Annotated in this window: 18 protein-coding genes; 5 read left to right on the top strand and 13 right to left on the bottom strand. The window is 46.9% G+C overall.

Features of this window, described 5'->3' with window-relative positions; translation table 11 throughout:
• Positions 1-30 precede the first annotated feature (30 nt).
• From QRD89_RS03210 to yxiS, 4 genes are all read left to right on the top strand, one after another.
• The gene (locus QRD89_RS03210; RefSeq protein ID WP_286096306.1) at positions 31-930 is read left to right on the top strand and encodes an ABC transporter ATP-binding protein; all 900 of its coding nucleotides are present in this window, start codon (positions 31-33) and stop codon (positions 928-930) included.
• Between the two features lie 13 nt (positions 931-943).
• A complete protein-coding gene (locus QRD89_RS03205) occupies positions 944-1,711 on the top strand; it encodes an ABC transporter permease (RefSeq protein ID WP_008637704.1) in 768 nt (255 codons plus the stop codon).
• 95 nt (positions 1,712-1,806) lie between these two features.
• Positions 1,807-3,003, top strand: coding sequence for an MFS transporter (locus QRD89_RS03200; RefSeq protein WP_353477948.1), 1,197 nt, complete (start codon positions 1,807-1,809; stop codon positions 3,001-3,003).
• 164 nt (positions 3,004-3,167) lie between these two features.
• Positions 3,168-3,410, top strand: a complete 243-nt coding sequence (gene yxiS / locus QRD89_RS03195) for a protein YxiS (RefSeq protein WP_369815276.1) — start codon at positions 3,168-3,170, stop codon at positions 3,408-3,410.
• A gap of 1,025 nt (positions 3,411-4,435) precedes the next feature.
• Here the strand turns inward: yxiS and QRD89_RS03190 are convergent.
• Positions 4,436-4,876, bottom strand: a complete 441-nt coding sequence (locus QRD89_RS03190; RefSeq protein WP_286096304.1) for a hypothetical protein — start codon at positions 4,874-4,876, stop codon at positions 4,436-4,438.
• Between the two features lie 42 nt (positions 4,877-4,918).
• The gene (locus QRD89_RS03185; protein ID WP_201029325.1) at positions 4,919-5,566 is read right to left on the bottom strand and encodes a DUF6037 family protein; all 648 of its coding nucleotides are present in this window, start codon (positions 5,564-5,566) and stop codon (positions 4,919-4,921) included.
• A gap of 636 nt (positions 5,567-6,202) precedes the next feature.
• Here QRD89_RS03185 and QRD89_RS03180 point away from each other — a divergent pair.
• Entirely contained in the window at positions 6,203-6,490 is a 288-nt protein-coding gene (locus QRD89_RS03180; protein ID WP_062515510.1) for a hypothetical protein, read from the top strand.
• 20 nt (positions 6,491-6,510) lie between these two features.
• Here QRD89_RS03180 and rlmD read toward each other — a convergent pair whose 3' ends face one another.
• The 11 genes from rlmD to pcrB form a co-directional block, all read right to left on the bottom strand.
• A complete protein-coding gene (gene rlmD, locus QRD89_RS03175) occupies positions 6,511-7,896 on the bottom strand; it encodes a 23S rRNA (uracil(1939)-C(5))-methyltransferase RlmD (protein WP_286096852.1) in 1,386 nt (461 codons plus the stop codon).
• A 381-nt stretch (positions 7,897-8,277) separates the two neighbouring features.
• Positions 8,278-9,183, bottom strand: a complete 906-nt coding sequence (locus tag QRD89_RS03170; protein WP_008640224.1) for a diacylglycerol kinase — start codon at positions 9,181-9,183, stop codon at positions 8,278-8,280.
• A gap of 152 nt (positions 9,184-9,335) precedes the next feature.
• A complete protein-coding gene (gene gatB, locus QRD89_RS03165) occupies positions 9,336-10,766 on the bottom strand; it encodes an Asp-tRNA(Asn)/Glu-tRNA(Gln) amidotransferase subunit GatB (protein WP_286096303.1) in 1,431 nt (476 codons plus the stop codon).
• Complete coding sequence (gene gatA / locus QRD89_RS03160; protein ID WP_008640228.1) at positions 10,766-12,235, bottom strand: Asp-tRNA(Asn)/Glu-tRNA(Gln) amidotransferase subunit GatA; 1,470 nt, start codon at positions 12,233-12,235, stop codon at positions 10,766-10,768. Before gatA ends, gatB begins: the two co-directional genes overlap by 1 nt.
• 12 nt (positions 12,236-12,247) lie before the next feature.
• Positions 12,248-12,538 (bottom strand): Asp-tRNA(Asn)/Glu-tRNA(Gln) amidotransferase subunit GatC, encoded by a 291-nt coding sequence (gene gatC / locus QRD89_RS03155; protein ID WP_008640230.1) that lies wholly within the window; start codon positions 12,536-12,538, stop codon positions 12,248-12,250.
• Between the two features lie 180 nt (positions 12,539-12,718).
• On the bottom strand, positions 12,719-14,230 hold the full coding sequence (gene putP / locus QRD89_RS03150) for a sodium/proline symporter PutP (protein ID WP_286096302.1): 1,512 nt from the start codon (positions 14,228-14,230) through the stop codon (positions 12,719-12,721).
• 494 nt (positions 14,231-14,724) lie between these two features.
• Entirely contained in the window at positions 14,725-16,275 is a 1,551-nt protein-coding gene (gene pruA, locus QRD89_RS03145; protein WP_026578736.1) for an L-glutamate gamma-semialdehyde dehydrogenase, read from the bottom strand.
• A 163-nt stretch (positions 16,276-16,438) separates the two neighbouring features.
• A complete protein-coding gene (locus QRD89_RS03140; RefSeq protein ID WP_008636356.1) occupies positions 16,439-17,584 on the bottom strand; it encodes a CamS family sex pheromone protein in 1,146 nt (381 codons plus the stop codon).
• Positions 17,585-17,645: 61 nt separating this feature from the next.
• Entirely contained in the window at positions 17,646-19,646 is a 2,001-nt protein-coding gene (gene ligA, locus QRD89_RS03135; protein ID WP_008636357.1) for an NAD-dependent DNA ligase LigA, read from the bottom strand.
• Positions 19,647-19,659: 13 nt separating this feature from the next.
• The gene (pcrA, locus tag QRD89_RS03130) at positions 19,660-21,897 is read right to left on the bottom strand and encodes a DNA helicase PcrA (RefSeq protein ID WP_286096301.1); all 2,238 of its coding nucleotides are present in this window, start codon (positions 21,895-21,897) and stop codon (positions 19,660-19,662) included.
• A gap of 16 nt (positions 21,898-21,913) precedes the next feature.
• Positions 21,914-22,603, bottom strand: a complete 690-nt coding sequence (gene pcrB, locus QRD89_RS03125) for a heptaprenylglyceryl phosphate synthase (protein WP_286096300.1) — start codon at positions 22,601-22,603, stop codon at positions 21,914-21,916.
• Positions 22,604-22,817 lie beyond the last annotated feature (214 nt).

Raw genomic sequence — 22,817 nt, 5'->3', positions numbered from 1 at the left:
ATTAATAGTAAAAAGAGAGGAGCCCCGCTTTTGAAAGAAATCATCCGCTTTGAGAACGTCACAAAGAAATATAAAGAAACCACGGCCATCGAGCCGCTGAATTTCCATATCGATCGTCAGGATATCGTCGGCCTGCTTGGACCGAACGGTGCCGGTAAAACGACGATATTGAAAATGATCGCTACACTCACCTACCCGACGAGCGGCGATATTTACATAAATGGAAAACCCAACAGAAAGAAAAACCCAATCATATCCTGCATCATGGAGGGAAACAGGAACCTCTATTGGAAATTGACGGTCAAAGAAAACATCGAATTCCTTTTGACCTTGAAAGGAACCAATTATAAAACGAAGCAGGATCAGATTACTACGCTGATGGACGAGTTTGCCCTGACATCGAAGCGTAACGAACTCGTCCAAAACCTTTCAAGAGGGATGCAGCAGAAACTTTCCATCCTGATCGCCCTCGTCGAAGATACGCAGATCATTCTCCTTGATGAACCGACGCTCGGACTCGACGTGTCCACACTGAGAGATTTAGAGAAACTGCTTCCTTCCATCCCTCATCAAATGAATAAGTCCTTGTTGATCACTTCTCATGATATGAGATTCGTCGAGAAAGTCTGTAACAGAGTTATGATCCTTCAAGAGGGAAAGCTTGTTGCCGAAAAACACGCCGAAGAACTCAAGACAATGATGGATGCGAAAACGGGGACGGTCACCGTAAAAGACATGGGAGGCATGGAAGGTGTGCTTGAGCAGCAATGCCTTGCTTTTGTGAAGGATAACGATGGACTTCACATCACATTTCACAACATGGAAGAGTTCATGGGCATTCTTGAGCTCGCCGGAGACAAAGGGGAAATCATAGCATTCCATTATGGTCAGACGGCGCTTGAGGACTTATTCTTGGAAGCCATCCAATAAGGGGGACAGGTTCATGATGTTATGGAAAGCTTACATAAAGAAAGAAGCCATTCTCGCTAAACGGTACATCACCGATACCATCGGCGGTGGAATCACGATCTTCCTCGTGTTCCTGCTCATCTTCTATGGATACTCCGGCATCGTCGGCTTCAACCTCGGAAGTGATACGAAGGAAAGTTTGATCCTGAGCTTCATCATCTGGATACTGGCGATATCGATTTATCAGAATATCACCGATTCCATTGAGGATGAAACACGGATCGGCACGATTGAACAACTCTACTTATCTAAATACTCCTTCCTCACGGTCATTACGTTCAAGTCATTCGCCATGCTGTTGATCGACTTCATTCAGATCTTTGTACTCTTAATGCTTATGATGCTCGTCACCCAGACGTTTCTTGATTTCCACAACATCGGATCCATTCTTCTCCTCACCTTCTTTGTTTCACTGAGCTTCTGGGGCCTCGGCTATGCCCTCGCCGGCGGCGTGCTGCTGTTCAAGAAAATCGGAACTTTCCTGCAGATCATCCAGTTCGTGCTGCTTGGACTGATGTTCCTTCCTGCCGAGGCAAGCCCGTTTTTCAAGCTGATTCCATCGGTTTGGGGATTGAATCTGCTGCGCGATGTGATGGTGCACGGTACGCAGCTTTCCGCCTTTGGATGGACGGATTATCTGTATCTGACCCTCCCAAGCATCGCTGCCCTTCTCGTCGGGATACTCCTGTTCCGCAAGTGCCTGACGAAAGCGACGGAGCAGTCCATTCTCGGTTTTCATTGATCAGGCAGGGGTTAAAGAGAGAAAAATAGAAGAAAGTCGTTTTATTCCAATAGAATTAGGATAAATATCCTACACCGAATAAAATGACAAAGCTGGTGATCCTTTTGACTGCTTCCATTAAAAAAGTAGGGTTGGTCGCTGCACCAGGCTACCCCGATAAGCTTGGAGCGATTCTCGAGAACGAACTGCCTGACATGCTTGCATACTATGTAGATGAAACAGCCGATTGGCAGGTGGAATACAAGGTCCTTTCCCTCACCGGAGCAACGGAAGATCCCCGGGAAGTACTGGAGGCGACACTTGACGAAAAGCAGGAACAGGGATGGACGTTCGCCATTGCGCTGACCGACCTGCCCCTCTTCCATGATAAGAAAACCTTGATTGCAGAAACGCTCGCCCGGGGGTGCACCGCCCTGATCAGTCTTCCCGGGTTAGGAGCTGCGCCGATGGTCAAACGCGTAAGGGAAGCGATTCTGCAGCTGATCAACGAAATGTATTACGGAAGCTCAGATAAAGACAGGGAAAAAGCCGAGGAGCGAATCCAATCCAAGGACGAAGACAAATACCCCGAATTAAAAAACAAGAGTTCGACAAAGCTGATGCGGCGAAGAGGTCTGGAACTGTTTTCCCCGATTCTGCGGGAGGCACCGGTCGAAATGGACAGCGACGTCGACGTCCGCTTTACGATCCGCTCCCGCGTGGTAGGCCTGCTCCGGCTGATCACGGGAATGGTCCGGGCGAACCGTCCGTGGTCGATGTTCCCGGCATTCATGAAGGTTATTGTGCTCGCCTTCACCACAGGTGCCTATGCTCTCGTCTTTCCGACCTTATGGAAGCTTAGCGACCACTACAGTACGTGGCGCATGCTCCTCTTATCTGTCTTGTCAATTCTTGCAATGATCATCTGGATCATCCTTGCCCACCATCTGTGGGAACGGAAAAAAGATAAAGAAAACAGCCATCTGCGCCGGCTCTACAACACGGTGACCTTCTTCACGCTCGCCGTCTCCGTGATGCTCTATTACGCACTCTTATTCCTGATTTTCCTCGTCACCGTCTTTCTTCTTATTCCGAAAAGCATGCTGGAATCCCAACTGTCCGCCGAAGTCGGCTACATGCAGTTTTTCTATATTGCCTGGACCGCCACAAGCGTGTCCACCATCATCGGAGCACTCGGTTCGGCTTTGGAGAACGAAGAAGTCGTCCTTTCCGCTACGTATGGATACAGACAGCGCCAGCGCTATGAGCAGATGAAAGAGGCTGAGGAGAATGAAGACAAGGAGCGTTATTAAAGGAAAAGGAAGGACTCGACCAGGCGATTTATGAATCTCTGATTATTAGGTATAATAGCCGTACCGGGTGAGGAAAAAACGAGTCTCCCCGAATAAAGGAGGCATGTCGTGTGGACCGCAGCCGTGAAGAAGCCGTAATTCATAATTATCAAAAAGGCGAAAAGATGATGATTCTGCTTTTTGCCCAGTGGTGTATCAATCATGAATTGGACCCTGCCGCCATCTATACAGAGGCCTATCCGTACCAGGATAAAAATAAAGAATTAGTGGAAGCTTTGGAGCTTACGGTAACGAAAGAAGAGTCGGACTTCATTGATTCAGGGATGCTGCTTGAAGCGCTGTCTCTCTATGGAAACGATGATCTCGCTTTTGTTGTGTCGGAGTTGGTAAGTAAGAAGAATTTGTAAGGACGTTTAAATGGGAAGAGGGTATGCCTTTAAGCATACCCTCTTCCCACTTTTATTTTAAGTGACAGATCGAAGTAAGAACTACATTCCATAACGAGTAATGCAGGAACTACGCAAAAAAAAAGACCCAAACATCGAAGTTCAGGTCTTGTTAGAAAAAGTATATCTTTTACTGGGAAAGGTTTATTTTAGTTAGACACCTTCTTCTCCAGCCACGTCACACACTCCACATGTCCGGAGTGTATGTGGCAATACAATGGGATGTCGGTGGGGTTATTGATATTCATACGTATGAATGAAATCCACTTCGACTATTTTAGCAGAATAGATCATAAAGCTCTTATTATACCTTTAGCTTTTTTTAGTTAGTGCGTTTTAAGTATTTTACCTTCACTAAAGCCACCCTTTAGTTTAAGACAAAGAATTCAAAAGTTAAAAGTGCTAACACGGCATCAAAAGAACTTCCATACAACAAGCTGTTGCCACCAGCCAAATTTATAAGGACCTCGATGTCTTCCACTTCACGTTTAACTTTTATAATTTGGGCTTACTCTTTAAATAAAAAAGCAATCCTTTTTGGGATTGCTTTTTTATTTAAAGAATATCCGTAACACCACTCTCAAGTTTCTCTCTTACATCTGAATAAAATTTAGTGTAGTCCGTTTCCCTTACTGCTAGAATAGCAAGTTGTGTATTCGTGTTTAGAGGCTTCTCTTCATCTAGAAAACTAATCATTTGCTTATTATTTTTTACCTCATTGTACATTGATACAAACCAATAATTTAAGAGAACAACTCTCACAAATTCTTTAAGTTCCTCGTATAAGGCGTTTGTTATTCTATCAGTTCTTTGTCCGTGAATATACTTCGATCGTTCATCATACAATTTTTTTATTCTTGAATAGATTTCATCTTTCTTATCTTCATCAAAATTTAACCTACTTGTATAAGTTGAAACTTTTTCAGGAATTTTCTCTTTGTCGTAATTAAATAACGATTCAAGTGATGCGAATAGACATAAAAGTTTTACTGATGTGTTATTAACAGAAAAAGTCTATCAGATTGTAATTCCAAGTTATTTTTTGAAAACTGATAAGTAGGGTTCAAAGGTGAAAAATTTTGCATAAAAAAGAACCTTTCTTCTATAAAGTCCATTTCTTCATCGTAAACTTCAAGTTTTATTACTGGGATAAAAATATCAAGGTTTGTTACCAATCTAAGTACTTTTTCAAGGTATAGGAATTTATTAACTAATTCATTAAAGTTCTTTTCAACGTATTTTTTTATACGATTTTTTAATGCCCCAATTTTATTTGAAACCTCAATTTCAATTGGATTATCATTTTCAAAGCAACAATAATAATGTTTTTCATCGCCATTAAATTGCATACACCAAGAAAAGAGATTAGGATTCCTGTAAGTGTGGCGAATGGATAAAGGTGTGTATATTATATATTTGTCTCTCAAAGGACACCTTCTTGGCCTTACCTCAGTTGTTATATAGAAAAATTACCGTGTAGAAAATGCCCTCTTTATCTCATCATCACTTTTCTCATCTTCTTTTTTATCGGAGAAGTAGAAACTTAAATTGGGATCTGCAGAATATATTGAATAAAGTTCAGGACGAAGGATTTGTGCTTTATTACTATTACCTATACTTCGCTTATTTGGTTTGCCATCTTTTTTAGTTCCATTGCGACGCACATCGTAGCAGTAGATAGCATTGGGATTAGTTCCCTCTGCCCGACTTCCAACTAAACGTTTTTCAATTTCGCATTCCTTGTTAATTAATTTACTTTTTGGAATAAACTTTGAAAAGATTAGTGAAAAATCATCAAATAAATCTCTATTGGCATTTCCTATTTCAATATCAAAGAATGTACAAAATTCAGAGGCACTGTAAAATTTAACATTGTAAAAGTCTATATATCCCTTGATTGTTTTTGCTGTATTCTTCCATAATATAAATTCCACACTAGCTTTAGCATACTTGCTTGGCTTTCGCTCACTATTATTGTATAAAGTTAAAATCACTATATACTTTTTTCCTTTATATTGAAAAGGAAAAGAATCTATAACCCATCCTTTCTTTTTCATATCTTTCAGTAAAAAGGGTAGATTTTTAAAACGCAATTCAGTTTTATTATCATTCCCCACTAAAAACACTCTCCCCATTCAACAAAATAATTGCCATATGTAAATCTTACCATAAATAAAAAGCGTATTTTCCTCTATGGAAACTTCCATAAAAATTTTGCTTTGACATAAAACAACTTATTCATAAGATTAAAGTAGGTTGTAGAGTGTAAGTTCTCGAAATTTAGATATTATTACATTTAGAATCCAAAAAGGACGGCAAACCTATTATCAACTACCGGTTTACCGTCCTAACATTTATATATTTGCAATTTATTAAATTTCATTGAGTTTAACTCTTCTTGTAATACTAAATGGGTAACTATTTCCGTATGTCCGGAGTGTATATGAAAATACATGAGATGTTGGTGAGTTTACCTGTTATCAAACGTATGAATGTCTTCCATTAACTTCTCCTTTATATGAAGACTAGAAACCGAGATATCTAGAAGGAACGGTTACTTTATATCGAGGGTTCCATCCAAACATTCGTTCAATGCAGGCTTTTTTCCATCGATTCACTCCCAATTCATATACTCTTCCATTGAAATTGTTACAGCAGAGCTCACCAAGACTAAACATCTGCTTCAAAAAGACATCATCAACGCACAAGACGAATTAGTGGATCTGAAGAATAAAAAACAGGAATACGTAAATTTGTACACAAACAATGTGATATCTAAAGAAGAACTGTCAGAATATCGAGAGTTAACGGATAACAAACTAAAGGCGATACAACTCACCCAGGCTCAACTGGAGGAAAAATTGCAGGAATGCGAAAGTGAAAACTACGCTGTTCATATCGGTAAAAAACTTAAAGATGTTTTAACACTGAAGGAACTGACACCTAAAATCCTACACTCCCTAGTTGAGAAAATAACCTGCAGCCAAGATGGCACTGTTAATATCCAGTATAGCTTTGTTAATCCCATGCATCTCCAATAAAAAAGGCAACACCCAGAGGGTTAGTTGCCTTTTCTTTTAATGAGTTGCGAGACACACTCTACATGACTCGTCTGCGGGAACATATCGACCGGCTGCACTTCCTTCGTTTCATAACCACCGTCTTCCAGCACCCGCAGATCACGCGCAAGCGTAGACGGATTACAGGATACATACACGATCCGCTCCGGCTCCATGTCGAGCATCGCTTTCAGAAGCTGCTCGTCACAGCCTTTACGCGGAGGGTCGACGACGATGACGTCCGGGCGAAGGCCTTGATTACGCCACCACGGCATGAGCTTTTCTGCTTCCCCGACGAAGAATTCGGCGTTGTCCATCTTGTTCAGACGGGCGTTCTTCTTCGCGTCTTCCACGGCTTCCGGAACGATTTCCACTCCATACACCTTCTCTGCCTTCTGGGCGAGGAATAAGGAAATAGTTCCGATTCCACAGTAGGCATCGATGACCGTTTCTCCACCACGCAGGTCGGCATAGGAAAGTGCCTGGTCGTACAACGTCTTCGTCTGGGTCGGGTTGACCTGGTAAAACGATTTCGGGGAAATCATAAAACGGATATCTCCGATCGTATCGTAGATGTATTCTTCTCCCCATAGTGCGTTCGTTTCTCTTCCTAAAATGACATTCGTCTTTGCACTGTTGATGTTGTGGACGATTGATTTTACATTTGGGAACGCATCGCGGATTTCGTCTACGATTTTTTCTTTGTGAGGAAGTTTCTTCGTCTTCGTAACGATCACGATCATGATGTCCTTCGTCGTCTGTCCCGTCCGGACCATGATGTGACGAAGTACGCCGCGGTGCGTCTGTTCATCGTAGGCATCGATTCCGTATCTGGAAGCGATACGGCGTACCGTTTCAACCATCCGGTCATTCACTTCATCCTGAATCAGACATGTGTCCATATCGATGATGTTATGGCTTCGCTTCTGATAAAAGCCTGTCATCAGTTCCCCGTCTTCCTTCTGGCCGACTGGAATCTGAACTTTGTTGCGGTAGCGCCACGGATCTTCCATACCGATTGTCGGATGCACCGGTACGTGCTCCAGGTGTCCGATCTTCTTCATGTTATCTTTGACCTGCTTCTGCTTCATGTCCAGCTGCATTTGATAACTCATGTGCTGAAGCTGGCACCCGCCGCACTGATAGAAAACATCACATGGAGGTTCCACTCTGTCTTCACTTGCTTCTTTCACTTCAAGAATCTTTCCGAATCCGAAGTTCTTTTTCACTTTGACGACCTTGACCGTTGCCGTCTCACCCGGAAGACCATAGGGAACAAACAGAGGATAGCCGTCCACTTTGCCGACCCCGTTCCCCTCATGCGTCAAATCCTCAAACGTAAGCTCGACTGTCTCATTCTTCTCAACCGGCGGTTTCACTTTCGCCATCATTCATCCGTCCTTTTTTTCTATATTCTATACGTAGTTTATCATATCTGACCATTAAGTGCGGAGTCGCCCCGGGAGCTGCGACAAGCATAAGAACATTGATGGAGAAAAGTGCTCTTCCTTTTTGCCGTCGATGGACTTATGACCTCGAGCAGCTGGGCGACGCAGCCGGATAACACTAAGTGCGGAGTCGCCCCGGGAGCTGCGACAAGCATAAGAACATTGATGGAGAAAAGCGCTCTTCCTTTTCGCCGTCGATGGACTTATGCACCCATTCATGTCCCGGGAAATGCTCTCTCTTCCAACTGATATTCCCAGAGATACACCGACCTTCATCCAACATGGAAAAAGCGCCACTGCTTTATACAGTAGCGCTTCCTATTATTCCTCCGTCTTGAAATGCTGTTCAGGCACGAAGAAATCCAAGTGACGGTATAAATTGACAAATTCCCCGGGCAATAATCCGCCAAATTCCCCGTCGATATTCAACTGCATCTTCTCGTCCGTCTTCACCTTCACGCGGCTGGCGGTGAGGTGGACAAACTTCGGATGGTTGAGGTGATTCCCTTGGATCGCAAGAGTTGCGAGCCGTACGAATTCTGCAATGTTCATTTTTTCAATGATCATCAGATCGAAAAGACCGTCATCCATACGGGCAGCCGGCGCAAGCTTCTCGAGCCCGCCGACGGAATTGGTGTTGCTGACGAGGAAGAGCATGATCTCGCCTTCGTACCATTTGCCGTCGTATTCCATCTCGACACGGGTCGGACGGATGGATGGCAGCATTTCGATCCCTTTCAAGTAGTAGGCGAGCTGACCGAGCATCGTCTTCAGCTTGCTTGGTACTTCATAGCTGATTTCGGTGATTTTCCCTCCACCGGCAATGTTCATGAAGTAATGATCGTTGACGCGTCCGATATCCAATGGATGGGTATAATCCTCCAAAATGATGTCGACCGCTTTATGAACGTTTCTAGGTATGTGCAGTGCACGTGCAAAATCGTTGGTCGTCCCGACTGGAATGATGCCGAGCTTCGGTTTATGTTCTTGTTCGGCTAGTCCATTGATGACTTCGTTGATGGTTCCGTCTCCACCCGCTGCCACGACTACATCGAATTTTTGTTCGACGCAGTACTTCGCGGCATTGATCGCGTCACCTGCACAGGTCGTCGCATGGGCGGAGGTTTCGTATCCGGCTTGTTCGAATCGTTGCAGGATGTCCGGGAGAACCTTGCGTATGACTTCTCTTCCAGAGGTCGGGTTATAAATTATTCGGGCACGTTTCATGTTTTGACCCCCTCATCCAGATTGCTCCAATTATCATCATAGCTTGTTTTCCTCTTTTTGCAAACTGTTTTTCTAGTATATGACTGGATGTCCCAAGTCATACGAAAGCACGCACTCGCCGTTCGGTGCGTGCTTTCTTCCTTCTATAGGCTTTAGCGCTTCTCCATTTCAGAAAGGATGATCTTGTTGACCATCGGCGGGTTCGCCTGTCCTTTTGTTTCTTTCATCACTTGACCGACAAGGAAGCCGAGGGCACGGTCTTTCCCGTTCTTGAAGTCTTCAATGGATTGAGGGTTGTTATCCAGAATCTTTACGATGATTTCCGTCAGTTGACCTTCATCGGAAATTTGGACAAGCCCTTTCTCTTTAACGATCTTCTCCGGCTCGCCGCCGTTTTCTACAAGTTCGTTGAAGACTTTCTTCGCAATCTTGGAGGAGATTGTACCGTCTTCGATCAGCTGGATCATCTTCGCAAGAGAATCCGGTGTCAAAGCAAGATCAGAAAGCTCTTTATAATGCTTGTTCATGTAGGCAGACACTTCACCCATCAACCAGTTGGAAGCCTGCTTGACGTCGGCTCCCTGAGCGATCGTTTCTTCGAAGAAATCGGAAAGCTCTTTGTTGTTCGTCAGGACCATCGCATCGTAGGCAGGAAGCTCCAGCTGCTCGATGTAGCGCTTCTTACGGGCATCCGGAAGTTCAGGGATTTCCGCGCGGATACGCTCTTTCCATGCTTCGTCGATGTGAAGAGGAACGAGGTCCGGCTCCGGGAAGTAGCGATAGTCGTCGGATCCTTCTTTGATACGCATCAGGATCGTTTCCTTCGTCTGCTCGTCATAGCGACGTGTTTCCTGAAGGATTTCTCCACCTGCCATCAGTTCCTTCTGCTGGCGCTTCTCTTCGAATTCCAAACCTTTTTGTACGAAGGAGAAGGAGTTCAGGTTCTTAAGCTCCGTTTTCGTACCGAATTGATCCTGTCCGATCGGGCGGATGGACAAGTTGGCATCACAGCGAAGGGAACCTTCTTCCATCTTACAGTCGGAAACGCCTGTATATTGGATGATGTTCTTCAATGCTTCCAAGTAGGCGTACGCCTCTTTCGGAGAGCGGATGTCGGGCTCGGATACGATCTCGACAAGCGGTGTACCTTGACGGTTGTAGTCGACAAGGGAATATCCGTCGTCGCTGTGCGTCAGTTTACCGGCATCTTCCTCCATATGAAGGCGCGTGATTCCGATCCGCTTCTTCTTACCGTCTACTTCAATATCGATATACCCGTTCTCACCGATCGGCTTATCAAACTGAGAAATTTGGTAGGCTTTCGGGTTGTCCGGGTAGAAATAGTTTTTGCGGTCAAACTTCGTATCTGTTGCGATTTCACAGTTGAGTGCCATCGCTGCTTTCATAGCGAAGTTGACAGCTTCTTCGTTCAGTACCGGCAGAACACCCGGGTACCCGAGGTCGATCGGGTTGATGTTCGTATTCGGATCATCCCCGAACATGTTCGGAGACGGACTGAAGATTTTAGAGTTCGTTTTCAATTCTACGTGGACCTCTAGTCCAATAATCGTTTCAAAGTTCATTAGCGCGCACCTCCAAGGGACGGGCGTTGTTTATGGAATTCTGTCGCCTGCTCAAAGGCGTGGGCTGCACGGTAAACGGTGCTTTCGTCGAAGTGTTTCCCGATGATCTGCAGACCGATTGGAAGTCCCTCGCTGGAGAAGCCGCAAGGAATGGAGATTCCCGGTACGCCGGCAAGGTTGACAGGGATTGTCAGAATATCGTTGGCATACATCGTCATCGGGTCGTCGACTTTGTCCCCTACTTTAAAGGCAGGAGTCGGAGTCGTCGGTCCGACGATCACATCATATTCTTCGAACACTTTCTCAAAATCGTTTTTGATCAACGTACGGACTTGTTGGGCTTTCTTGTAATACGCATCATAGTAACCGGAGCTGAGCGCGAACGTTCCGAGCATGATCCGGCGCTTCACTTCGTCCCCGAAGCCTTCCGAGCGGGAGCGCATGAACATGTCAAGCATCGTTTCTGCGTCTTCTGCACGCTTACCGTAACGGACTCCGTCAAAGCGGGCCAGGTTGGCAGATGCTTCCGAAGAAGAAAGCAGGTAGTACGTAGACAAAGCATATTTCGAGTGTGGCAGGGAAACTTCCTCCCATGTCGCACCCATCTTTTCATACTCTTTCAAAGCAGCTTGGACCGCTTCCTTCACTTCCGGTGCTACACCTTCAGAAAGGTATTCTTTTGGAACAGCGATCTTCAGACCTTTGACATCGCCTGTCAAAGATTCGGTATATTTCGGAACGTCTACATTGGCAGACGTGGAGTCCATTTTGTCGTAGCCTGCAATAGTTTCCAGAAGGAAAGCATTGTCTTCGACGTTTCTGGTGATCGGACCGATTTGGTCAAGGGAAGACGCAAAAGCGATCAATCCGAAACGGGACACACGGCCGTATGTCGGCTTAAGACCGACGACACCACAGTAAGCTGCCGGCTGACGGATAGATCCGCCGGTATCGGACCCTAGAGAATAGGGAACTTCTCCTGCCGCTACAGAGGCTGCAGATCCACCACTGGAACCACCCGGTACGTAATCCGTATTCCAAGGGTTACGAGCAGATGCGTAGCTGGAGTTCTCATTGGAAGAACCCATCGCGAATTCGTCCATGTTCAGTTTCCCAATGGTGACGGCTTTCGCATCGTTCAGTTTGTTGACGACCGTCGCATCATACAATGGGTCCTCAAAGTTAGAAAGGATCTGACTTCCCGCCGTCGTGCGCAGACCTTTCGTCACGATGTTGTCTTTCACACCGATCGGCAGACCGAAGAGAGCCGCGTCACTGTTCCCCTGCTCTTTGTCCAGTGCCGCCGCCTGCGCTTTCGCTGCTTCTTTATTCAACGTGATGAACGCCTGGACTTCCCCGTCCACTTCATCAATGCGCTTGTAGGATTCTTCTACTAGATCCGTGACTGTGATTTCCTTGTTATGTAGCTTCTCTTGAAGCTCACGTAGTGAAAACTCAAATAAAGACATCGTCGTACCTCCTTATTCCAATATGGATGGCACTTTGAACTGACCATCCTGGTGGTCCGGTGCGTTCTTCAGCGCTTCCTCTTGTGTAATCCATTTCTTCGGCTCGTCCTTGCGAAGTACGTTCTTCAGGTCAAGAACGTGCGTCGTCGGTTCTACACCGGTTGTATCTAATTCATTCAATTGCTCTGCATAGGTGATGATATCATCCAGCTGCTTAGAGAATGTCGTTGCTTCTTCATCCGTGATCGCCAGACGCGCAAGATTCGCGACGTGCTTCACTTCTTCTTTACTGATTCTAGACATAATGCGACCTCCATTTCGATCTCACATAATATATGATCATACCAAAGATTCGAATCAATTATCAACGTTCGTTGCACATCTTTCTTATCTTAACATACCGGCCCCATCCATGTCTTTTCTCCAATAAGGAAGACAGGAATAAAAAAACCCCCGGCACATTGCCGGGGACCTTTGGTTTTATTAATGCTTCTTCGCTTCTTCGAAGAATTCTTCTGCGTTGGCCGGCGGGTTCCCGAACATACTTACAACAATGGTTGCAAGAGCACTCAGGATGAATCCTGGTACAAGTTCGTAGAGCTCGAAAATACCGCCGCTCAGCACATCAGCCCAGACAACGACTACGACAGCACCGACGATCATACCGGTGAGCGCCCCGTTACGGGTGATCCCTTTCCAGAACAGAGACAGGATGATGATCGGACCGAAGGCGGCGCCGAATCCTGCCCATGCATAAGATACGAGATCAAGGACCGTGCTGTCCGGATTTCCGGCAAGCAGAATCGCAATAAGAGCGATACCCGCTACTGCGATACGACCGATCCAAACCAATTCTTTCTCCGTCGCGTTTGGACGGAACAGTGCTTTATAGAAGTCCTCCGCCAGTGCAGAAGAAGATACAAGCAGCTGAGAGTCAATAGTACTCATGATTGCAGACAAGATCGCTGCAAGCAGGATACCTGCAATGATCGGATGGAACAGAATTTGAGAGAAGGTGATGAAGATCTTCTCAGAGTCGGCAAGCATCTGAATGCCGCCTTCTGTCATAACTTCTGCATTAAAGGTGGATAGATCCGTAACATCTGCTGTATTAATGTAAGCAAGTCCGAACAGACCCGTGAAGATTGCTCCGTAAAGACCAAGGATCATCCAACCCATTCCGATGAAACGCGCTTTCGGAACGTCTTTCGGTGAACGAAGGGCCATAAAGCGGACAAGGATGTGCGGCTGACCGAAGTAGCCGAGTCCCCAGGCAAGAGAAGAAATAATAGCCATCGCGCCTACGCCTTGAACCATGTTCAGGTGTGTCGGATCGATTTGAGCGACAGCATCTGTCGCTTTATCCCAGCCGCCCAGTTCGGATACGGCTACGATCGGTACGGCAATCAATGCAAGGAACATCAAGATCCCTTGAACGAAGTCCGTCCAGCTGACGGCAAGGAAACCGCCTAAGAAGGTATAAGAGATGGTGACGACTGCACCGATCCATAGTGCTGTTGTGTAGTCAATGTTGAAGGAAGCTTCAAACAGCTTCGCCCCGGCAACCATACCGGAAGATGTGTAGAAGGTGAAGAATAAAAGGATAACAGCTGCGGAAATGACTCGTAATGTATGGGATTTATCCTGGAAACGATTCTCCAAATAGTCGGGAACCGTAATGGAATCGTCCGCCACCTCTGTGAAGACACGAAGTTTACGGGCAACGAATTGCCAGTTCAAATAGGCACCGATAGCAAGACCTACCCCGATCCACGCTTCCGATAAACCGGATGCATAAATAGCTCCAGGCAGACCCAGCAGCAGCCAGCCACTCATATCGGAGGCTCCGGCGGATAAGGCGGCAACTCCCGGCCCCAGACGACGACCACCTAACACGTAGTCGGATAAATCACTTGTTAGACGATATGCGGCGAAACCAATTCCGAGCATACCGATCAAATAGACGATGAATGTTATTAACGTAGCAGTACTCATGTTTTGTTATTCGCTCCTTTCAGTGAATAGTGTAATGATGGATAGAATGATTAGTAATGGCATTGGGACAAATAACCAGAACCACGTTGCCCCGGAAATTGTTACGGATGATGCTGCAGCGAGTTCCAACACGTCAATCACCTCCCAAAACTGTAATATACAACTCTATACAACCATACCGTTTGTCGGATTCTCCTGATGAATTCCATCGAAAAATCCAAATGCAGGTACAACTATATCATATAACTTTTGTTTGAACATTGCAAAAATTGATATAATTTACCTATTGTGAATAAATATTCACTAAAGTCGAATAGATATACATATATAGGTGTTTGAAGTAATAAACATTCACAAAAGTTTTTTAATTATTTTTCATGTTTCTGTCACAAACGACACCAATCTGTAACAGGACATACGAATAGTATGTTCCTTTTTCGCAAAATAATGAAACCCCTTTTTCCTCCTGCATCAGGAAAAAGGGGTTTGTCTATTTAGAGCATTTCCGATGTCGTTTTACCCTGCATATGGTGGATTAAGTAATCCGGTCCGCCTGCTTTGGAGTCGGTTCCGGACATGTTGAATCCGCCGAACGGATGATATCCGACAATCGCAGCGGTGCAGCCGCGGTTGAAGTACAGGTTTCCGACATGGAAATCCTCGCGTGCTTTTTCTATATGTTCCCGGTTATTGGAAATAACGGCGCCTGTAAGGCCATAGTCCGTATTGTTGGCAATATCGAGAGCTTCATCGAACGACGAAGCTTTCGTGAAACCGACGACAGGGCCAAAGATTTCCTCCTGCATGATCCGGGAATCCGGTGCGAGATCGGCAAAGACGGTCGGTGCGACGAACCACCCTTTAGAATCGTCTCCCTTGCCTCCTGTCATCAGCTTTCCTTCCTCTTTCCCGATACCGATGTATTCCAAGATCTTGTCGTAGGCTCCCTGATCAATGACCGGCCCCATGTAGTTGCTGTTATCAGTCGGGTTGCCGTAATTCACTTCTTCCTTCGTCTTCTGAACGACTCTGTCCAAGAGTTCATCATAGATTTCTTCATGTGCGACGACCCGGGAGCATGCGGAACATTTCTGTCCGGAGAACCCGAAGGCAGAATAAGTGATGGCATCAGCGGCAAGCTCAAGATCCGCCTCCTTATCCACAACGATCGTATCCTTGCCTCCCATTTCAATGATCGTACGCTTCAGCCACTGCTGACCGTCATGGACCTTGGCCGCTCGCTCAAATATCCGGGTACCGACTTCCCTGGAACCCGTGAAGCTGATAAAGCGTGTCCGTGGATGATCGACAAGGTAGTCCCCGACTTCCTTTCCGCTGCCCGGAACATAGTTGATCACGCCGTTCGGAAGTCCCGCCTCTTCAAGTACCTCCATCATCTTATAAGCGATGACCGGCGTCGCGCTGGCAGGCTTGAGAAGGACCGTATTCCCCGAAACCATCGCTGCGACCGTCGTCCCGCACATGATGGCGAACAGGAAGTTCCATGGAGAAATGACTACACCGACGCCGAGTGGTATGTAATGGAACCGGTTGTTCTCGATCGGTCGGGAGTTGATCTCCACGCCTTTATCAATTTCCAGCATTTGACGTCCGTAAAATTCGAGGAAGTCAATCGCTTCGGCCGTATCGGCATCCGCTTCTTTCCACGGTTTTCCGCCTTCTTTGACTAAGTGCGCCGTAAATTCATGCTTACGGCGGCGGACGATTGCCGCGGCACGGAACAGGATATCCGCACGGAACTGCGCTTTCGTCTTTCTCCACCACTGGAACGTTTCGTCCGCTGCTTTATGTGCTTTTTCTGCAAGTTCCTGGTTCGCCTTAGAAACATATCCGATGACTTCTTTCTTATCTGCCGGGTTCACGACTTTGATCTTGTCATCTGTCATGATCCGCTCGCCGCCGATAATCAGCGGATACTCTTTCCCAAGGTCCGCTTCTACCTGCTTGATGGCAGATTGCAGCGCTTTCCGATTTTCTTCCACCGTGAAATCCGTGAATGGTTCATGCTTGTACGGGACTACCATACTTAAACCGCCTCCTTGAGATTAAATAGGTCGCACGCTTTATAATTGTTTGAAAATTAACACTTCAAGCGTTTCCATCCATATTTTAGCATAGTGTGTAGGGGTTTAAAAGGAACAGAAGGAACAAAAAAACCGCCCGGTACACCCGGACGGTTGCTCTCCTTTATTTGTAGACATGGACAAACGGCTCTTCGTCTCCTGCTTTCTTAACGATCAAGCTTTCCGGTTCGTCCAGGCTATGAATGTTCACCTGCACAGAGTAGTGGTCCGGGAACATCTCATTTACAAGACTATACACGTACTGCGTAAATCCGACCACTTCCGATTCGGATTGGAATTGAATCGGTATTTCGATGGTAATATCATGCAGTTCGCCGTCTTTGTAAAATCCATTTCCGATCATTCCGACGAAGTTAGGGAAGTAATTCGATACCTGCGTACGGAATTCAGAGAAAATCTGGGATTGATCGAAGTGCTCCTTCTCTGCCTCACTTGATGGGAAGAGGACATGTTCTTCGTCGATATTATCCCAGCTACCGACACTACCCGAAGAACCTTTGACATAGGTCTTCGCAAGGAACTTACCGGGAACTTTCGAACTCGCTTCCTCTTCTTCGTAAATAGCGAAGACGACAGGAACATCCTTGAGCTCTTCTTTGGCACGTATGCGGGTCAAGATTTCATCGGCATATTCTTTCCCTTTTTGAAGCAGCTCTTCAGTGGAGTGATCCTCTTCGAAGTTCTTTCCTTCCGTTGTGAACTTATAAACGGTACGGAGAGAGATACCAATGGTGACACCCTGCAGTTCGACGACGTTGTCGTCTTTCTGCACTAAGTAGTCCTGCTCAATAATATTGGAAATGTACCGCGGGCTTTCACGGAAATCCTCTTCCGATGCTTCATCTTCGTTCAATTCCGGATTCAAGCCTTCTTCTTTATCAGCGGACTTCCTGCTGAGCCAATCTAACAATGTCTGATCAGTGAGGTACTGTCCCGGCTGGAAATAATAGTCCTCCGGATCGTAATATTCCTTAGAATGACGGCGCAGTCCGCTCTCAAATTCATCGATATCGAGCCGGTTCCCCATCTGGTTCGTCGTGATTCCTCTTGCTGATGAAACTTTCGGGCTGCTTTCTGTCAGAATCATCCGGTAGTCCTCGTCGGACATCGAGTAGTTCGGGACAATTGCTGCCTGGTTGTTCGTTTCGTCTGTCGTCTCCTGAATGACTTCTTCCTGATTATCAAATACAGGTGTACACGCGCTCATAAACAGAACGGAACTCAACAATAGTGCGTGCATCTTCCTCATGTTTCCACTCCCTTATCTTTAACAAGCGACAGGCCCGGACACGGGCCATGACGTTCTTCCTTCAGGATAAAGCGCTGCGAAACTGTGCTTCATCCCAAATTTCAATCCCCAAATCGGATGCTTTTGTGTACTTGGAACCCGCATCTTCCCCTGCAATCAGCAGATCGGTTTTCTTACTGACACTTCCGGTGACACTGCCGCCGAGTTCTTCCACGAGCTTCTTCGCCTCAGATCTGCTGTAGTGCTCCATTTTTCCTGTCAGGACGATTGTTTTGCCCGCAAATGGTGAATCTGCCGGCTGATCGCTTTTCTTCGCGCCTAAGTATTCCATGTTCAATCCTAATTCTTTCAGATCATCAATCAATTCGATGACGTGTGGTTCATGGAAGTAGCTGGCAATCGAATCAGCCATCTTACTGCCGATCTCCGGCACTTGCTCCAGCGTTTCGACATCTGCTGCGATCAACGCATCGATGTGCTCGAAATGCTGGGCGAGGGTGCTTGCCGCTTTCGATCCTACATAACGGATTCCAAGTCCGAATAACAGCCGCTCCAAAGAGTTCTGTTTCGATGCTTCCAAAGCGTTCAATAGATTCTGTACCGACTTCTCCCCCATACGCTCCAACTGAAGGAGCTCTTCCTTGTCCAGTTTATATAGATCCGCGATATTGTGGATGAGGGACTCCTGGAAAAGCTGAGCGATCACCTTTTCCCCAAGGCCGTCGATATCCATAGCATTACGGGAAACGAAATGGATGAGTCCTTCACGAAGCTGAGCCGGGCAGTTCGGGTTGATGCAGCGCAGTGCCACTTCTTCATCCAGACGGACAAGCTCACTGCCGCACTCCGGGCATGTATCCGGCATCTGGTAAGGCTCTTCTTCCCCTGTTCTCTGCTCTGTCAATACACGCACCACTTCTGGAATAATGTCGCCGGCTTTCTTGATGACGACGGTGTCCCCGATCCGGATGTCTTTTTCCTTGATCAGGTCCTCGTTATGGAGCGAGGCACGCTGTACGGTCGTTCCTGCAACTTTGACAGGCTCAAGCACAGCCGTAGGTGTCACTGCGCCCGTGCGGCCGACGCTCAATTCGATATCTTTCAGCTTCGTAACCGCCTCTTCTGCCGGGAATTTATAAGCGGTGGCCCAACGCGGGCTTTTTGCTGTAAAGCCGAGGGTATCCTGCTGATCCAGACGGTCTACCTTGATGACGATGCCGTCAATTTCATAATCCAAATCAGGTCTCCGTTCGACCCAGCTGTGAACATAGTCGATTACTTCCTCGATATTGTTACATTTTTTCCATTCTGGATTCGTTTTAAGTCCATAGTCCTTCATTCTTTCCAGTCGTTCGCTGTGCGAGCTTGTCGGGTCTTCTTCCCAGACACCGACTCCGTAAAGGAAGACGTCCAAGTTCCGCTTGGCAGCAACCTTCGGATCAAGCTGACGGAGTGATCCTGCCGCTGCGTTCCTTGGATTGGCAAACGGTTCCTCACCATTTGCCTCTTTCGCTTCGTTCAGACGGATAAACGACTGCTTCGGCATATAGGCTTCTCCGCGAACCTCCAGTGTGACCGGCTCTTTCAAGCGAAGCGGAATGTTCTTGATCGTACGAAGGTTATTCGTTATATCTTCCCCTGTCGTACCATCCCCCCGGGTTGCCCCGCGGACGAACACCCCGTTTTCATACTTAAGGCTGACGGCAAGACCGTCTATTTTCAATTCACAGACATAGCTGACTTCTTCTTCTGTCCCGTTCCTTACACGACGATCGAAATCACGTAATTCCTGATCGTCGAATGCGTTCCCGAGGCTGAGCATCGGAATGTCGTGCTGCACCTTCCGGAAGGCGTCGAGAGGTTCGCCCCCAACACGTTGAGAAGGCGAATCCGGAGTCTTCAAATCGGGAAACTCCGCCTCTAAGTCCATCAACTCCCGCATCTTTTGATCATACACGGCATCCGGGACACTCGGTGTGTCCAACGTATGATACTCGTAGCTGTATGTTTCCAGTTCTTGTCTTAAAGCCTCTATGCGCTGCTGCGCTTCCGCTGCGTTCATGCTTTTCACTTCCTTAAGCTTTCGTTATCGGAGCAAACCGGGCTAACAATCGTTTAATGCCTGTCGGAGCAGGGAAAGCAATGTCCAGTTCCATGGAATCTCCTTCTCCCTGAACCTTCACAACTGTCCCTGTCCCCCACTTCTTATGCTCTGCTTTATCACCAGGCTGCCAGCCGATCTTCTCTCCACCAGTCGACCCTGGTTTCTTCTTCGCCGCCCGTTTCTTCGGTGCAGGCGCAGCCATCGGTTTCGAACCAAACGGCATACTCTCCCTCTTCTTGTTGAAGAACGGAAGCTCTTCCTTCTCTTCTTTTCCATCCAGAAGGTCATCTGGAATTTCGCCGATAAAGCGGCTGACCGGGTTCATATTCGTCCGGCCGTAAAGCGTCCGCATTTTCGCATGAGAGAGGTAAAGTTCCTTCTCTGCCCTTGTAATACCGACATACGCGAGACGGCGCTCTTCTTCCATCTCCGTTTCATCCATCAGCGCACGGCTGTGAGGGAAGACATTCTCCTCCATCCCGATCAGGAAGACGACAGGGAACTCCAGGCCTTTGGCAGAGTGGAGCGTCATCAGTGTGACCGTGTCATCACTATTAGGGTCTTCATTCATAGAATCAATATCCGCAATAAGCGCCAGGTCAGTCAGGAATGCGATCAGAGTCTTGTCCTCTGCACTCTCCTCGAAGTTCTTGGTAACGGATTTGAATTCTTCAATGTTCTCGAGGCGGCTCTGTGCTTCAATACTTTTCTCGTTCAGCAGCATCTCCTCGTACCCGGTTTTGTCGATTACTTCCTGAACCATATCGGTGGCGGACAGAAACTCCTGCTGACTCGTCCAGTTCTGGATCATCTTCCGGAAACCGATGATCGCTTTTGCCGCTTTTGCACTGACACCGACAAAGTCGACTTCCGCCGCCGCTTCATAAAGCGAAATGTCATGATCCGCTGCATACGCAAGCATCTTATCCATACTCGTTTTCCCGACGCCGCGCTTCGGTTCGTTGACGACACGCTGGAAGCTGAGGTCATCATTCGGGTTCGCAATCAAACGGAGATAGGCGAGCATGTCTTTGATCTCTTTCCTGTCATAGAACTTCGTGCCGCCGACCATTTGGTAAGGGACGCCTGCTTTCACAAACGTTTCCTCGATGGTACGGGACTGGGCGTTCGTCCGGTAGAGGATGGCGATATCCTTGTAGCGGTATCTGCCTTGCCGGATCAGATCCTCGATCTTATCTGTGACGAACAGTCCTTCTTCCCGTTCCGTTCCAGCTTGATGGTAACGGATCTTTTCTCCACCTTTGTTGTCTGTCCACAAATGCTTCGGTTTGCGGCCGCTGTTGTTGTCGATTACGTTGTTGGCAGCATTCAGGATCGTCTCTGTCGAACGGTAGTTCCGCTCCAGCAGAATGGTCCGGGCTGTCGGATAATCCTGTTCGAAGTTCAGGATGTTCTGAATATCCGCTCCGCGCCATGCATAAATGGATTGGTCCGAGTCACCGACGACACAGAGGTTCTCATAACGGCTCGCCAACTGTTTGACGAGTTGATACTGCGCATGGTTCGTATCCTGATACTCATCGACGTGGATATATTGAAAACGGCGCTGGTAATATTCCAGCACTTCCGGTACTTCATCAAACAAACGAAGCGTCTGCATAATCAAGTCATCAAAATCGAGCGACTGGTTCTTTTTCAGTTTCTTCTCATAGCCTTTATAAATTTCAGCGATCTGCTCTTCATGGACATTTCCTGCCTGTCGTGCATAATCAGCAGCCGTCATCAGCTCGTTCTTGCTGTTACTGATCGCACCAAGCATCGCCCGCGGGTCCCATTTCTTTGGATCAAGGTTGATTTCCTTCAGCACCTGTTTGATGACAGAAAGCTGGTCGCTGGAGTCAAGGATAGAGAAATTACGATCATAACTGATCCTGTCGATGTCCCTTCTCAACATCCGTACACACATCGAGTGGAACGTGGACATCAGTATCTTTTCTCCATCCTGACCGACAAGCGATTCCACACGTTCTTTCATTTCACGTGCTGCTTTATTAGTAAAAGTAATCGCCAGAATATTTCTAGGCGCTACGTCTTTTTCGCTGAGTAAATAAGCAATGCGGTGTGTCAAAACACGCGTCTTTCCACTTCCAGCACCTGCCATGATTAAAAGCGGCCCTTCTGTGTGAGTAACCGCATTCCTTTGTTCTTCATTCAAGCCTTGAATCAATGCGTTCAATGCCTGTGTCATAGGGGTCCACCATCCTTCAATGTATTGTTTTCACTGCTTCGACCGTCCCGATAGCAGATTCCATATCTTCATAAATCACATTACCGACGACGACGATATCGGCATGGGATGCCATCTCTCCGGCCTGTTCCGCCGAACGTATGCCCCCGCCGTATATCAGCGACGTCTTTTCCAATCGTTCTGATACTTGTCTAACCAGATCAGGATCGCCGTACATCCCGCTGTACTCCATATAAAAAAACGGCAGTCGGAACATATGCTCCGCCATCTCTGCGTAGGCAAGCACATCTCTGTCCTGCGGCATGGTGCAGTTAGTCCGCTGGAATACTTTGGCCTCCGGATTGAGAACACAATACCCTTCCGGCATCATATCCTCCCAAGCGATGGCATCCGCATATTCCACAATTGCCTGGTGCTGCACGTCAATCATCCATTTCTTATCCTGGCTGTTCAACACCATCGGGATCAAGTATTTTTGAAAACCCGGCGCAATCGCTTCAATATCGGAAACTTCCAAATACAGAGCTATATCATACTGCTGTACCCGGTCCTGAAGATCCGTTACATTCTCAAAAGTCACTCCATCCGTTCCGCCGATGATGATCCCATCCGTTCCCGACGTGCAGACCTTCCTCAACGCATCCTCCGACAAATCTTTGTTTGGGTCAAGCTTGAACATATGATGGCACGAGCGTTTTTTGTACATTTCCGTCCTCCAAAACAGTTATCCATTCACTCATTATAGCAAATTTTGAAGCGTGGGTTGAGTGTTTCCACAGGGAAAATTGTCGACTCCGTGACATCAGGACATACAAAAAGCCGCCCCTTAAAAGAAGAGGCGGCTGTAAAGGCTGTCGGGAAGCTCTATGTCATAAAAAAAGAAACCATCCCTTCCTTTTTGGATGGTTAAGTAAAAAGAA

It is taken from the genome of Halobacillus sp. ACCC02827, assembly GCF_030291935.1.
Taxonomy (GTDB): domain Bacteria; phylum Bacillota; class Bacilli; order Bacillales; family Halobacillaceae; genus Halobacillus.
Note: the sequence above shows the minus strand (reverse complement) of the source record. Positions and strands in the feature narration are given on the sequence as shown.